This is a genomic window from Proteiniclasticum aestuarii, from assembly GCF_017368455.1.
Lineage (GTDB): Bacteria > Bacillota > Clostridia > Clostridiales > Clostridiaceae > Proteiniclasticum > Proteiniclasticum aestuarii.
Window position 1 is genome coordinate 488,309 of record NZ_JAFNJU010000001.1, and the last position, 14,904, is coordinate 503,212.

Annotated in this window: 14 protein-coding genes; 6 read left to right on the forward strand and 8 right to left on the reverse strand. The window is 44.4% G+C overall.

All coding sequences use genetic code 11. From position 1 onward, the window contains the following. Positions 1-75 precede the first annotated feature (75 nt). Positions 76-1,761, reverse strand: coding sequence for an arginine--tRNA ligase (gene argS / locus J3A84_RS02400; RefSeq protein WP_207598391.1), 1,686 nt, complete (start codon positions 1,759-1,761; stop codon positions 76-78). 184 nt (positions 1,762-1,945) lie between these two features. Between argS and J3A84_RS02405 the strand changes: the two genes are divergently transcribed. From J3A84_RS02405 to tpx, 3 genes are read left to right on the forward strand one after another with little or no spacing between them, the layout of a single operon-like run. Then, positions 1,946-3,466 (forward strand): Ppx/GppA phosphatase family protein, encoded by a 1,521-nt coding sequence (locus J3A84_RS02405; protein WP_207598392.1) that lies wholly within the window; start codon positions 1,946-1,948, stop codon positions 3,464-3,466. 41 nt (positions 3,467-3,507) lie between these two features. Beyond that, positions 3,508-4,383, forward strand: coding sequence for a DUF2156 domain-containing protein (locus tag J3A84_RS02410; RefSeq protein ID WP_207598393.1), 876 nt, complete (start codon positions 3,508-3,510; stop codon positions 4,381-4,383). Between the two features lie 25 nt (positions 4,384-4,408). Beyond that, on the forward strand, positions 4,409-4,909 hold the full coding sequence (tpx, locus tag J3A84_RS02415; protein WP_207598394.1) for a thiol peroxidase: 501 nt from the start codon (positions 4,409-4,411) through the stop codon (positions 4,907-4,909). 73 nt (positions 4,910-4,982) lie between these two features. On the opposite strand, the gene J3A84_RS02420 is transcribed toward tpx, so the two are convergent. Both J3A84_RS02420 and trmB read right to left on the reverse strand, forming a co-directional pair. After that, the gene (locus J3A84_RS02420) at positions 4,983-5,372 is read right to left on the reverse strand and encodes a hypothetical protein (protein WP_207598395.1); all 390 of its coding nucleotides are present in this window, start codon (positions 5,370-5,372) and stop codon (positions 4,983-4,985) included. Then, entirely contained in the window at positions 5,372-6,025 is a 654-nt protein-coding gene (gene trmB / locus J3A84_RS02425) for a tRNA (guanosine(46)-N7)-methyltransferase TrmB (protein WP_207598396.1), read from the reverse strand. The genes J3A84_RS02420 and trmB overlap by 1 nt, the downstream gene beginning before the upstream one ends. A gap of 220 nt (positions 6,026-6,245) precedes the next feature. Here trmB and J3A84_RS02430 point away from each other — a divergent pair, with 220 nt between their 5' ends. Then, entirely contained in the window at positions 6,246-6,863 is a 618-nt protein-coding gene (locus J3A84_RS02430; protein WP_207598397.1) for a hypothetical protein, read from the forward strand. A gap of 77 nt (positions 6,864-6,940) precedes the next feature. Here J3A84_RS02430 and J3A84_RS02435 read toward each other — a convergent pair whose 3' ends face one another. Both J3A84_RS02435 and J3A84_RS02440 read right to left on the reverse strand, forming a co-directional pair. Continuing rightward, complete coding sequence (locus J3A84_RS02435) at positions 6,941-7,264, reverse strand: cupin domain-containing protein (protein ID WP_207598398.1); 324 nt, start codon at positions 7,262-7,264, stop codon at positions 6,941-6,943. A gap of 108 nt (positions 7,265-7,372) precedes the next feature. Further along, positions 7,373-8,323: an L-lactate dehydrogenase gene (locus tag J3A84_RS02440; RefSeq protein ID WP_207598399.1), complete on the reverse strand. Its 951-nt coding sequence runs from the start codon at positions 8,321-8,323 to the stop codon at positions 7,373-7,375. A gap of 382 nt (positions 8,324-8,705) precedes the next feature. Between J3A84_RS02440 and rocF the strand changes: the two genes are divergently transcribed. After that, positions 8,706-9,617, forward strand: a complete 912-nt coding sequence (gene rocF, locus J3A84_RS02445) for an arginase (protein ID WP_207598400.1) — start codon at positions 8,706-8,708, stop codon at positions 9,615-9,617. Between the two features lie 99 nt (positions 9,618-9,716). On the opposite strand, the gene J3A84_RS02450 is transcribed toward rocF, so the two are convergent. Next, the gene (locus J3A84_RS02450; protein ID WP_207598401.1) at positions 9,717-11,078 is read right to left on the reverse strand and encodes an MATE family efflux transporter; all 1,362 of its coding nucleotides are present in this window, start codon (positions 11,076-11,078) and stop codon (positions 9,717-9,719) included. A 154-nt stretch (positions 11,079-11,232) separates the two neighbouring features. On the opposite strand from J3A84_RS02450, the gene rd reads away from it, so the two are divergent. Continuing rightward, on the forward strand, positions 11,233-11,394 hold the full coding sequence (gene rd / locus J3A84_RS02455) for a rubredoxin (RefSeq protein ID WP_207598402.1): 162 nt from the start codon (positions 11,233-11,235) through the stop codon (positions 11,392-11,394). 102 nt (positions 11,395-11,496) lie between these two features. On the opposite strand, the gene pflA is transcribed toward rd, so the two are convergent. Together pflA and pflB are read right to left on the reverse strand one after the other, a co-directional pair. Continuing rightward, the gene (gene pflA, locus J3A84_RS02460) at positions 11,497-12,270 is read right to left on the reverse strand and encodes a pyruvate formate-lyase-activating protein (protein WP_281069604.1); all 774 of its coding nucleotides are present in this window, start codon (positions 12,268-12,270) and stop codon (positions 11,497-11,499) included. Between the two features lie 48 nt (positions 12,271-12,318). Continuing rightward, complete coding sequence (pflB, locus tag J3A84_RS02465) at positions 12,319-14,547, reverse strand: formate C-acetyltransferase (RefSeq protein ID WP_207598403.1); 2,229 nt, start codon at positions 14,545-14,547, stop codon at positions 12,319-12,321. Positions 14,548-14,904: the final 357 nt, after the last annotated feature.

Sequence of the window (14,904 nt, forward strand, 5' to 3'; positions counted from 1 at the left end):
GTATAGTGGAAAAAAGGAAAGGATTGGCATTGTTCTCCATGGAACTGTGCCAATCCTTTTTTATCTGTTTCTGTTTTACATTTCTTCTACGGTTTCGATCCCCAGAAGTTCCAGCGCATTTCTGATGACGATGGTGGTCGCCTCCACAAGCTGCAGTCTCGCCTTTTTCAGCTCTGCCTCTGCAGAGTTGATCTGGCAGTTGTTGTAGAACTTGTTGAAGTCTTTTGCCACCTGAAGAACGTATCGTGTGATCACGGAAGGCTCATACTTCTCCATGGCCACTTTCACCGCATTCCCGAATCCTTCCAGCGTCTTGGAAAGTTCAAACTCTTCCTGGGTGGATAGAAGTGTCAGGTCCGCCTGCTCCGGCTTCTCGTTCTTTCTCAGTATGCTCTTTGCTCTGGCATAGGTATACTGAACATAAGGTCCGGTTTCACCGTCAAAGGAAAGAATTTCATCCCAGTTGAAGATGATGTCCTTTTCTCTGGAGTTCTTGAGATAGGTGAAGATGATGGCGCCGATTCCGACTTTTCTTGCCACATTCTCCTTGTCCGCCAGGTTCGGATTCTTGTCATGAATGATCTTTTCCGCTGTGACCACCGCTTCCTTCAGAAGATCATCCAGTAGGACCACATCTCCCTTTCTGGAAGACATCATCTTCCCAGGGAACTTCACAAGGCCAAAGCCCACATGGACACAGTCATCCGCCCACTCAAATCCTGCCAGACTAAGGGTCTTGAACACCTGCTTGAAGTGCAGCGCCTGGGGAGTTCCCACGACATAGATGTTCTTATGGAAGTCATAGGTTCTTTTTCTGTAGATGGCTGCAGCCAAGTCTCTTGTGGCATAGATGGTTGCCCCATCCGCCTTCTTGATGATGGTCGGAGGCATGTTGTAGTCATCCAGCATCACGACCTTGGCGCCGTTGCTTTCCGTGAGGATGCCCTTTTCTTCCAGGATATCCACAACCTCATCCATCTTATCCCCATAGAAGCTCTCTCCTGCATAGGAATCAAATTCCACACCCAGCTCCCTGTACACTCTCTCGAAGACCATAAGGGAAAGCTCTCTGAACTCCTTCCAGAGATTATACTCGTACTCCTTGCCGTCTTCCAGATTCTTGAAGTGCTGTCTGGCTTCATCATCAAGGCTCGGATCTTTCTCCGCTTCTTCGTGGAATTTCACATAAATTCTGTTGAGCTCCTCAATGGGACTCTTCTGAAGCTTTTCCTTGTCCACCCATCTTTCATAACCGGAAATCAGCTTTCCGAACTGGGTTCCCCAGTCACCCAGATGATTGATTCTTTCCGTATGGAATCCCTGGAATTTGAATATTCTGCTGAGAGAATTACCGATGACTGTGGTGAACAGATGCCCTACATGGAAAGGCTTCGCGATATTGGGCGAAGAATACTCGACGATAACTGTTTTACCTTCTCCGGATTCTGAGCTGCCATAGTCCGCCTGTTCTTCCAGAACCTTCTTCACAACCCCTTCAAGATAGATGCTCTTGTTTAGAAAGAAATTCACATAAGGTCCCATGACCTCCACTCTTTCTATTTCCGGTATATCCAGCTTTTCTTTCAGATCTACCGCGATCATATTCGGTGCTTTTCTAAGCGTCTTGGCAAGCTGAAAACAGGGAAATGCGAAGTCTCCCATTTCCTGCTTCGGTGGGATTTCTATGGATCTTAATACGTCTTCCGCCTCAATTTCCAGTGCACTGCTTATGCTGTCCGCTATCAGTTTCTTATAGTCCAATGTTTACCTCCTTGTAGTGATTCTCAGATGTATCACCTATTCAATGAATCCATTTATATCTTATCTATTTTACTACAGAGATCCTCTCCCGTCCATAGCCCCGCAACATCTGCACAAAGAAACTTGTACTCCTCTTTCCTCTCTTGTAGTATAATATTGATATTTCACAGAGGAGGGGTAAGAAGTGGAAAAACTGGCATTGATCTATATAGGTGGTAATACAACCCGATATGCTCTCTGGAAAATTGAAGATGATAAAAGCTACAGACTTCTGGAATCTTTCAAGGAAAACCTGAAGTTAGGAAAAAACACGAAAGAGGAGTTCGCGATTGAAGAGGAGAAAGTGAATGCTCTTCTGAAAATAATGAGTTTTTTCAAAGACTTTTCTGATGCCATGGAGGCCGAAAACCCTCATGTGATCCTGTCCGAATTTTTCGAGCATATTACGAATAAGGATGAAATCAGAAAAAGACTGGAGTCAGAACTGAATCTGAACGTCATAGAACTGACCAACAGACAGGAAATCCATCTGGATTATCTTGCCGTGAAAAACTCCATGAATCTCAACAATTCTCTGCTTGTAGATATAAGCGGAGCCTCCACCCAGCTGGGATGGATGAAAGATGGCACATTGATTGAAAGTTATCGTCTTCCAATCGGAACCCTGTCACTGACAGAAAAGTTCCACCTGGAGGACCATGTAACGAAGGAAGACCATACAGGACTCGACAAGCACGTCATGGAGGAACTGAATAAAGTGGACTGGCTGACCGGAGAGAATTTTCATGAAATGATTCTTCTTGGTGGGTCCTCGAGAGCCATCAGTAAAATAGACCGTAAGAAGAAGCGCTACCCTATCAACATCATTCATGAGTACACCATGCAGGACCTGGATCTGATATCCATGTACAGAAATATGATCACAAAGAATCTGAAGCAGCGATACACCATTCAGGGAATTGACAGAGAAAGAGCGGATATTCTGCCTGCAGCGCTTTCAATCCTGAATGCGCTGATCAGAAAGACACGGATCATAAGCATCCGTGTCAGCGGTACCGGAATCAGAGAGGGTTTTCTTTTTGATTATATTGACAGGAATTATGGAACCCTTCCGGATATGATTGACCGTTCCATCCTGAACATTCTCCGAATACACAATGTGGATGTGGAAAAGGCGAAGTCCCTCTACATCCTGACCAAAGCCATCTACGACGGTTTTTCCGGCGTTCACAAGCAGTGGAAAAACGCAGAGAACATCATCAAAGTCAGCTCCATGCTGAGAGATGTGGGACTGTCCGTGAGATACTATAATCATCACAAACACAATTTCTACATCATTTCCAATTCGGAAATCAACGGCATGGACCATCGGGAGATCATACAATCCGCCATGGCAGCCACCTTTACAGACGGGATTCATCGAGATGCACCCCTTCTTCAGTTTGGTCAGATCATCAATCGCCTGGACATCGATATGATTTCCGATATCGGAATCTGCATCAGTATTGCGGAAAAGCTCTTAAGTTCCAGCAAAAAGGACATTCATGTGAAGAAGGTTTCCGTTCTGGAGGAGAAAATCCTGCTTGAAGTACATTCAGCGCATACGCTGGAATTTGAAATCCATGAAATCATGAAACTGAACAAGACCATTATAGATATGTATGGGAAAAGACTGGAAGTACTCCATACGAAGGAGCCTAGATGAACCGGCCCCTATGATGAAATACAGGATACAAGGAGAAAAGTATGAATTTTAAACCACTGGATATGGACAGCAAAAAGATTTTCGATCAGTTCCTGACCCCCTATCCTTTTCTTTCTTCCACCTATAATTTCACGAATCTCTTTATCTGGCGTAACGCCCATAAAATCCACTATGCGCACACGGATCAGGCGCTGTTTGTGAAAAAAGAAAAGGAGAAGACCTTCTTCCTCCCTCCGATCTGCAAAAACAAGGAACAGAGGAAAGCCGCTTACGATTCCCTTCTCTCCTACATGGAAGAGAACAGTCTGGAGAAGGTCATGAGAGATGTATCAGCGCAGCAGCTGGAGGAAATCAGACAGCTTGGCTACGAGATCACCGTCGAATCAGACCGGGATTCCGCCGAGTACATCTACTCTGTGGAAAGCATGAGCACCTTCAGCGGAAAGGATCTGCATAGCAAGAGAAATCATTTTAATAATTTTATAAGATACAACCAATATACTATCAGGTATATAGAAGAATCCAAAGAGGACTGTCTTGCCCTTGCTTTGAAGTGGTATGAAGACAGCAGCCAGTCTGAGGCTTTAAGGCATGAGCTGACAGGAATCAGAACTCTTCTGGAGCATCAGGAATTCTTCGGCATAGTCGGTATTTCTGTTTTTGTGGATGAAATCTGTCAGGGGTTTTCCCTGCTGGAAGTTCTGAACGATGAAGTCATCCTGAATCACATTGAAAAAGCGGACAGACGCATCAGCGGACTTTATGCTTTCCTTGCAAGAACTTCCATGGAGTATTTCGGCAAAGGAATCCGGTACACAAACAGGGAACAGGATATGGGCATCCCGGGACTCCGTAAGTCAAAGGAATCCTATATGCCGGAATTTCTGGAAAAAAAATACATTGTGACCTTTCACTGATACCTAGCAAAGGAGTGTTGTGCGAATGAAAATAACCTTCGGCGGAAATGAAGTGCATCTTTACGGAACGCAGCTGAAAATCGGAGACGTCTTGCCCGAGTTCACACTAACGGACACGGGATTGAACGATGTGGAGTCTGCAGAGCTCTCTTCACCGAAAGTCCTTCTGGTTTTCCCGTCAGTTGACACTTCAGCCTGTTCACTGGAACTTCTGACTTTTAACGACAAGCTGGAGTCTTTCCCGGATATCCGTGTTTATGGCATCTCCATGGATCTTCCCTTCACCCAGAAGAGATGGGTGAGAGACAATGCGGGTGATTATGTGACCATGCTATCTGACCACAAGTTCAGAAACTTCGGAGAAGTGACCGGAACCTATGTGGAGGAACTTGCCATTCTCGCTAGAGCAGCTTTTGTCGTCGACAAGGACAATAGAATCACCTATGCAGAGTATCTGCCTGAAATAGGCGATGAGCCGGATTACGAGAAGATCATGGAAGAAGCGAAAAAGGTCTTCTCACTATAGCCTCACAAATAAAGCATAAAAGCGGTGTTTCAACACACCGCTTTTATATTGTCCTGATTCATGGATCCAGTTTTCACTGATACAGATAGTTTTCCTTATAATAGTTCATTTTGCCCGGCAGCTCCTCCACCATTTCATCCAGATAGCGGTTTAGTACATAGTAGGCTGCCGCATTGGATGCGGTATAGTCAAATCCCGATTTACCGAAATAGAGTCCGTCTCCATCGAATCGGATGAATATTTCACTGATTTCCATAATGTCTTTTCTGGTATCCTCTGTATACTCCGTGAAGATGTGGATGTTGTCTTCAAAAAACCTCAATATATTCATCCGTTCGTTCTGAGTGAAACTGAACTGCAGCTCAATCTCCCCCTTAGGCACATCCAGATGACGAATTTCAGAATCTTTATAGTAGGTTTGAACAAATTTCAGCAGATCCTTCCTGATTTCCAAGAGTTCCATCAGAACTCACCCTTCTCTTCCTGAAGCCTGAAGATACCAAACTTGATCTTCATCCCGAAGGCACTGAATTTTTCTTCATATTCCGTCTTGATATTCTCCGTGAACCCACTTTCTCCCAAATCCCATGTTCTGTAGATCTCATCAAAATTCTCTTCTTTAAAATACTCCAGAGATGCTTCGAACAGATCATCATCATCCGTCTTAAACCACACTTCCGTCCCCGGCTTTATGAATCCTTTGTACTTTGAAAGAAACCTTGGATGAGTCAGTCTTCTCTTGTTATGGGAAGCCTTCGGCCAGGGATTGCAGAAATTGATGTAGATTTTGGAAATCTCCTTTTCATCAAAAATCTCATCCACCCGTTCGATGAACATAGGAATCAATCTTACGTTGGTCAGTCCCAGCTCATTGATTTTCCTCAGGACAAAAACAAGCACTTCATCCTTCAGGTCGATTGCGATGTAGTTGATATCCGGATTCTGCGCCGCCAGTGTGCTGATGAACTGTCCTTTTCCGCACCCCAGCTCCAGATGAATGGGATGATCGTTTCCGAAATGCGCACTCCACTTTCCCTTCATATCCCAGGGCTCTATGATCGCTTTGTCATCCTTTTCCATTTCCGGTCTAGCCCACCACTTTTTTCTTAATCTCATTTCATCACCTATTCCAATTTAATCACTTAGAGAAGTATACAATATTTTTCCTGTTTTTTCATCCTCTTCTGTTCTTTTCCTCATGAAATCGAAAAATCCCATGTGGATACGGAGCAATACATAAAAAAACAGGAACTTATCCTGAAATTTGATTTAAGTCATACTTTTATCTCAGCATTCATTGTACGCTATATAAGAAAATAATAATTGGAGGATTTTTATGAAAGAAAAACTGGCCCCCATACATTTTGTACAGCACAACCGCATCAAAATCCAGGAGAACCTGGAAACATTTCTCATCGACCTGTTCGGTCTTCAGGATGTGGATGCGCATTTGATAGACATTCATGGCCCTAGAACAAGCGAGGAAGCTCTGGAAATCCAGATCGACCATGATGATATCCACGGATGGCTGGAATCTCATCTGGTGGCCAATGAGAAGAGACTCAGCATGCTCTCCAGAGAGATCCTGAAAAGCCACGATGAGCCCGCTCTGCTTCTCGCCCATGCAGAATATGGAAAAAGGCTGGCGGAGTCTTTGAAAGAGAAGATTCAGTTCTCAAACGGAGAGCAGCTATATGGATACCTCAACACCGTCATGCTGGATGGCATGCCCTGTGACAAGATCAATGAAATGGTAGAAGCCGGAGAACGTCATCTGGTCTGGAAAAGCAGAAGGGATCTGCACAGCAGATACTATGAAGAACAGAATCTTCCAGAAGGTCTCTATCCAAATCTCAGGAGATCTTTTCTCGCAAGCTTTCTGACCAGCTTGGATGTATCCTTCTTTGACATGGATTGCACCGAAAACGGCATTCTTTACAGCGCACATTTCTAGCAGCTCTCATACAAGAGAAATAACCACTGCTCCCATTTGAATGGAAGACAGTGGCTATTTCTCTTTCAATTCGATTGTTACAGGAAGTCTTTCCTCATGGGACTGAACACATCCACAAGAACGCCATCAAGAAGCGCAACGGTTCCATGGAGAACATCGGGAGGCATGAGAAGACTGTCTCCGGCTTTCACCACTTTCTTCTCATCACCGATGGTGAACTCGAAAGATCCACTGACCACATAGGTGGTCTGCAAATGCGGATGTGCATGCAATGCTCCCACTGCTCCCTTCTCAAATCTGATTTCACACATCATCATGTCTTCATTATGAGCCAGCACTTTACGATGGACCCCAGGGCCACAGTTCACACTCAGAATTTCCTGATTCAATACAAACATCATTTATCCTCCAGACTCTATTACACTGATTACCTTTACTACACCATTATACCTCAGAAAGAATATTCATTACACTACGATCTGTGATATGGTCAGCGATCCTGGTGGAAATCATAGAGAGGAGCCCTCAATGATTTTTTTCATGGTTTCAGCAGAAGCGATGAAATCTTCCCTTTCCTTCTCTTTCAGAGGCACTTCAATCACTTTCTTTATCCCCTCTTTTCCCACAATGCTTGGAATGCCGATATATAGGTCTTTCAGACCATACTCACCATCCAGTAGAGAAGAAACCGTAAGAATGGCTTTCTCGTCACCGGTGATGGCTTCACAGATTCTTCGCACCGCCAGGGCTACAGCATAGTTGGTATATCCCTTGGTGTTGATCATCTCATAGGCAGCATTTTTCACGGACAGTGGAATGTATTCCATGAAGGACAGGTCCCCCTTTCCTTTTTCCGTAATGCTGACATATTCCTTCAGATTGACCCCTGCGATATTGGTCAAAGACCATGCGGCGATCTCAGAGTCACCATGTTCACCGATGATATATCCATGGATGCTTCTGGCATCCACATCAAGGTACTCTGCCAGAAGGGTTCTGAATCTGCTTGTATCAAGCACAGTACCTGATCCGATGACCCTCTCCCTTGGGAACCCTGATAATTTATAGGCCACATAGGCTAGAATATCCACAGGATTGGATACCACAAGCAGTATGGAATCCGGACTGTATTTCACGATTTCCGGAATAATCTGCCTGTATATACCGATATTCTTGTTCACAAGATCCAGTCTGGTCTCACCAGGTTTCTGAGCAGCTCCGGCAGTGATGATGACGATGTCGGATCCTTTCGTGTCCTCATAATCACCGGACATGACTTTCACCGGTTTCACGAATGCGGCTCCATGGGAGATATCCATGGCCTCACCAATGGCTTTGTCTTTATTCACATCCACCAGCACCAGTTCTTCACAGAGTCCACCGAGCATGAGTGCATAGGTGGTGGTCGCTCCGACAAACCCGGCTCCGATGATGGAGATCTTAACGTTTTTCAGTTTCATTCAATTTTCCTCCTTTTCAGAATTCATTTTATTATAACTGAACTTTATGAACTGGGATTGAAAAATCAGTCCTCTGAAATTCATAATTTGCTCCCTGGATATAGCCTCTCACCGGCTGTCGCTGCTTGACTCCATTAATTTTTATGCTGTGACTATACATGTAACTGTTTACAGCATAAATCTTGAGTAAACGTTTAACTTCCACCCTTCGTAATCGGGAAATCTTTGCCTGAAATAGCCTTTGAAAGAATGGCTGATGACAGCTGAACCATTGATATATGAGGATTTATACAGTTTTTTGAATAAAGATTTTTCCTTTTAAATCATGGAAATTGCACTGCATATGATATATAATGAATTGAAATTACATGGAGGTGCATAAATGAAAATAGAACTGATTGGTTTTCCCATGTTTTATGGTTGCGACAGACCTGGCGTGGAACATGGACCAGATAAACTGAGAGAAAATGGTTTAGTGGAAATACTGAAAAAGCACAATGAAGAAGTAGAAGACTTTGGAAATATAGACGTGATGAGCGTGGATACAGATCGAAAATATGCAAGTCACAAGTCCATGAAATATCTGGATGAAGTTGTCGATGGAAACTTGAAACTGGCGCAGGCGGTGGAAAAATCATTAAAGGCTGGAAATCTTCCTTTTGTGGTCGGTGGAGACCACTCTCTGGGTCTTGGATCCATGGCTGGCGTCAAAGCGGCTTCAGAAGAGGAATATGCTGTCATCTGGATCGATGCCCATGCGGATCTGAACGTAACAGAGTCCTCCCCATCGGGTAACATTCACGGCATGCCCCTGGGTGCATCCACAGGTCTCGGCGATGAAGCACTGACTTCACTCTATGTGAAGGGTCAGAAAGTGAAGCCAGAGAACATCTACATCATCGGTTTACGAAGTGTGGATGAAGGAGAAGAAGTCATCATCAGAGAGCATGGCATAAACATCTGGAGAATGACGGACATCCGCGAAAGAGGTATGGATACTGTTATTCATGAACTTCTGGAGATGCTTGGAGATAGCGGTATCGGCAAGATCCACCTCTCCTATGACATCGATTCTCTGGATATTCGTCTGGTTCCAGGAACCGGAACACCAGTGGAAGACGGGCTGGAATTTGAGGAAAGCAAGGCTCTGGTCAAAGCGATCATTTCCACAGGAAAAGTCGGAAGCATTGATTTTGTGGAGTTCAATCCAGTCATCGACAAGGATGACATCACCTTGAACTCTTCCCTCACCATGCTGGAGGCATTCTCTGAAGCACTGGGTAACGTGAAATAAAACAGAAATGAAGAAGCTCTTCCCGGACATGCCTATATCTGGCATCCCGTCCTGGAAGAGCTTCTTTGATTTGCTGAAATTACTGTCTGAATCATGAAGCTATACGATCCGCCTGATCCATTTATGAGAGCGGTATCGCGGATAACAGATGATCAGTTTCACGATTTCCTCGGCAAAGCTGCACATCAGCACATATTCCACCGGAAGTCTGAAGTAGAGTGCCGCTATAGAAACCATCGGTACACCAACAAACCATAGACTGGCCGTCTCCGCAAACAAGGAGTACCTTGTATCCCCGCCTCCTCTGAACAGCCCTACAACGAACAGGACATTCAGAAAACGTATAGGCACCATAATTGTAATCAGACTGAGTAGATTGCTTGTGGTGGCTCTGGTAGAATCCTCCAGCTTATACAGCGAAAGTATCGGATTTCTTGCAACGAGAATCAGGACCGATGTGCCCAGACCGATGAAGAACGTGAGTCTGATGATTTTCCGCGCATAGATCTTCAGGGTTTCAATGTCCCCTTTCCCGATGAGATTTCCTGTGATGATCGCAGCCGCGTTGCAGATGCCGAAGGAGAATACATAGAACAGCTGTGTGATGGTATTCTGAATCTGAATCGCCGCGAAAGCTGAAACTCCAAGTTTCGCATAGGAGTAGTTATACACCAGGATGCCAAGAGACCAGAAGGTCTCGTTCAGAAGAACAGGTGCTGCTACTATGAGATATTTTGATATGTTCGGTTTTCTGAAGGACAGTAGTTCTTTCAGGCTGGCATTCAATATATTCTTCTTGACGAATACATTATAGAAGAGAATCCCGAATTCGATGATTCTCGCGATGAGTGTCGCCAGTGCCGCTCCCCGGACTTCAAGCCTTGGAAATCCGAAGGCCCCGTTGATCAGACAGTAATTCAGAAAAGTATTGGTGCTAAGCCCTATGATGCTGGAGATCATGGGAACGAAAGCCTGCGATGTGGATCTCAGGGCAAAAATCATGGTGAAGGACAGATTGCTCAGAAGGTAGCTGAATCCTACAATCCTCAGGTAATTCACCGACTCGCTGAGCACCTTCGGATCCTGGGAATACAGGGACATGATCCTTTCCGGAATCACCAGGGCAATGAGCGTGAAAAACAGCGCAATCATACCACCGATGACCATGGTCATACCAAGATATTTTTTCAGGCTCTTGTAGTCTTCACTGCCATGAGACTGGGAGAAGAAGATTGCTCCCCCGCTGTTCAGCCCAAAGGACATGAGCGTAAACAGAAAGAACAGCTGGTTGGCCTGTCCTACTGCAGCGATGGACTCTTCACCCAGATTTCCGATCATCAGATTGTCCACCATATTCAGAGAGGAGGAGAGAAAATTCTGAACGATGATGGGCAGTGCAATGGTGAAGAGAACTTTATAGAATTTTTGATCATCCAGGGAAATTTTCTTATTCATTTGCATAATTTTAGTACCTCACGAGTAATAAGTATACAGGATTAATTGTGATTCGAAAATATGTATTCTCTCAAAATGTATTGAAAGCTGAAGTTTTCTCCTCTATAATCAAGTTAGGTTATGTTTTATATAACACTGATAAAAAATAGGAGGGAATATTATGAAGAGTTACGTTTGTTTAGTATGCGGATATGTTTATGATCCAGCTGTCGGGGACGAAGACAATGGAATCGCTCCAGGAACGAGCTTCGAAGATCTACCTGAGGATTGGGTATGTCCACTTTGCGGAGTCGGCAAGGACCAGTTTGAGGTTGAGGAGTAAAATCCCTAATAAAGCACCAGGCATTTCGCCTGGTGCTTTTTCATATCTCTATATAAATGCTGATGTGACTTTTCTTCTATCGTAACATTCAGCAGAATCTTGTTACCCGATGCGTCTGATATATGTTTTTTCTTTTCCTTCTTCCTGTGTGACATAGAAATCCTTGCCGAGCTCCTGGAGTAGAAGTTCTGTAAGCTCCGCATTTCGCTCCCTGTCCATGGCTTCCACGCCCTCGAGTTTATACTTCATATTCATGGCTTCATACTTGTTTTCACCCATGGTGTGATAAGGAAGAAGTTCCACCTTATCCACGTTCCTGAGGCCTCTGATCTTTTTCGCCAGATTCCTGATGTGCTCTTCACTGTCCGTGATTCCAGGAACCACCACATGCCTGATCCACATTCTGGTTCCCGCTTTCTGGACCGCTTCCAGAAATCTCTTTGACTTATCCTCTTTCTGACCTGTCACAAACAGATACTGCTTCGGATCCTCATGCTTGATGTCAAAGAGCACCAGGTCTGTATAGCTCAGAATCTCCTCATACTCTCCAAATCCGTAACCTGCCGTATCCAGTGCTGTATGGATTCCTGATTCCTTGCACAGCTTCAGGTTTTCCAGAAGAAATTCCGGCTGCAGAAGAGGTTCTCCTCCGGAGAACGTGACTCCGCCGCCTGATTTCTCAAAATAAGGTCTGTATCTTCTGATCTTCTTCACAAGGTCCGCTGCTTCTACTTGGTCTCCATCACCCATAAGCCAGGTATCAGGATTGTGGCAGTATAGACATCTTAGTTTACATCCCTGCAGAAACACTACAGTTCTTATTCCGGGTCCGTCTACCAGTCCCATGCTCTCTATTGAATGTACTCTACCTTTCAAAGCCCTCACTCCTTGTTTTGATCTTTGTTAATAGTCAGGTTGCTGTCCTTACATCGCCTCGTGGAATGTTCTTGAAATCACTTCCATCTGCTGTTCTCTGGAAAGTCTGTTGAAGTTCACCGCATATCCTGAAACTCTGATGGTCAGTGTAGGATATTTTTCCGGATGTTCCATGGCATCTTCCAGCTTGGATCTGTTGAACACATTCACATTCAAGTGATGCGCATCCTGTGAGAAGTATCCATCCAGAACGGAAGCCAGGTTATTGATTCTTTCTTCACCGGTTTTTCCCAGGGCATCGGGCACGATAGAGAATGTATTGGATACTCCATCTTCACAGGTATCACAGTATGGAATCTTCGCTACACTGTTCAAGGAAGCCAGCGCTCCCTCCATATCTCTTCCATGCATAGGATTAGCTCCTGGTGCAAATGGTTCTCCCGCCTTACGTCCGTCTGGTGTGGATCCGGTCTTTTTACCATATACCACATTGGATGTGATGGTCAGCACTGAAAGTGTGTGCTTCGCATCTCTGTAGGTTGGATGCTTCTTCAGCTCTTCAGAGAACTTCTCCACAAGCTTCACTGCAAGTTCATCCACACGGTCATCGTCGTTTCCATACTTAGGGAAGTCTCCTTCGATTTCGAAATCGGAAGTGATTCCTCTTTCGTCTCTCTTCGGCATCACTTTCGCAAACTTGATTGCGGAAAGGGAGTCTGAAGCTACAGACAGACCTGCCACGCCAAAGGCCATGAGTCTACCGACTTCGGTGTCATGAAGAGCCATCTGGCCTGCTTCATACGCATATTTGTCGTGCATGTAATGAATGATGTTCATGGTATTCACATAAAGTTCCGCCACATATTCAAGAACCTTTGTGTAGTTGGTCAGTACCGTTTCATAGCTCAGCACTTCATCTGTAATCGGATCAATTCCATCAATGACCTTCTTTCCGGTCTTTTCATCGACGCCACCGTTGATGGCATAGAGAAGAGATTTCGCCAGGTTGCATCGCGCTCCGAAAAACTGCATCTGCTTGCCTAGTGTCATGGCGGATACACAGCATGCGATGGCGTAGTCGTCTCCGTAGATCGGTCTCATCAGATCATCATTCTCATACTGGATGGAATCTGTCTGAATGGACATATCCGCACAGAACTTTTTGAAGTTCTCTGGCAGATCCTGTGACCAGAGCACAGTCATGTTTGGTTCTGGCGCTGTGCCAAGATTGATCAGTGTATGCATGAATCGGAAAGATGATTTGGTGACCAGCGCTTTACCGTCCAGTCCCACTCCTCCGATGGCCTCTGTTACCCATGTTGGGTCTCCGGCAAACAGATCATCGTATTCAGGTGTTCTCAGATGTCTTACCAGTCTCAGCTTGATGACAAACTGGTCAATCAGCTCCTGAGCATGTGCTTCATCAAGAATACCGGCTTTGAGATCTCTTTCTATATAACAGTCAATGAATGTACTGGTTCTTCCAAGAGACATGGCTGCACCGTTGTTTTCCTTCACCGCTGCAAGGTAACCGAAGTAGACGAACTGCACTGCTTCATGTGCATTCTTTGCTGGCTTTGAAATATCGAATCCGTAGCTCGCTGCCATCTTCTTCATCTCGCCCAGTGCAATGATCTGCTCGTTGACTTCCTCTCTCTGTCTGATCAGATCATCCAGCATAGGACCTGTAAGATTTTCAAGATCCTTTTTCTTCTCTTCGATGAGTCTGTCGATACCATAGAGAGCAATTCTTCTGTAATCACCTATGATTCTTCCTCTTCCGTAGGCATCTGGCAATCCTGTGATGAGTCCGGTGCTTCTTGCTGCTCTCATTTCCTTGTTGTAGGCGTGGAACACACCTTCATTGTGTGTCTTTCTGTATTTAGGGAACTCCTTCAATATGGAATCCGATGCGGTGAAGTCATAGGCTTCCAGAGACTGCTGAACCATTCTGAATCCGCCATAAGGGTTGATGATTCTTTTCAGTGGAGCATCTGTCTGAAGTCCTACGATGGATTCATGATCCTTATCGATGTATCCTGGTTTGAAATTGTTGATTCCTGCAATGTTCTCTTCATCTACCCCAAGAACACCCTTCTTGATCTCTTCTACAATCAGATCACTGGATTTCTTCCAGACCTTCAAGGTATTCTCTGTGGGTCCTGCCAGGAAGGAATCATCCCCTTCATATAAAGTATAATTTTTCTGAATAAAGTCTCTCACATCTATCTCGTTCTGCCAGTTTCCCTGAACAAATCCCTGCCATTCTGTATGCATTTGAATTCCTCCTACTAATTTTATAACAGATTTGCTTAATTTTCTTAATCTGTTTTAACTTACAAATGCATTATACAATAACTTTCCTCTTTTGTTAATACCTAATCAATAATATTTTTTATTGGTAATTCCTAGGAATCCTCAAATTGATTTGATTTTCACTCTGTTCTATGAATTTCGCCATTGAAATGGCTATATTTAGTACAGATATATTACAAATAATAAAATATCGCTTATTTTGTACTGCTAATTATGACAGATTTCGCCTGAAAATATTTTTTTATATTACAGATAAATTTCTAATCATATCATGATTCTTCCGTATCAGATGAGAGATCCGGTATTCAACTCACGGGG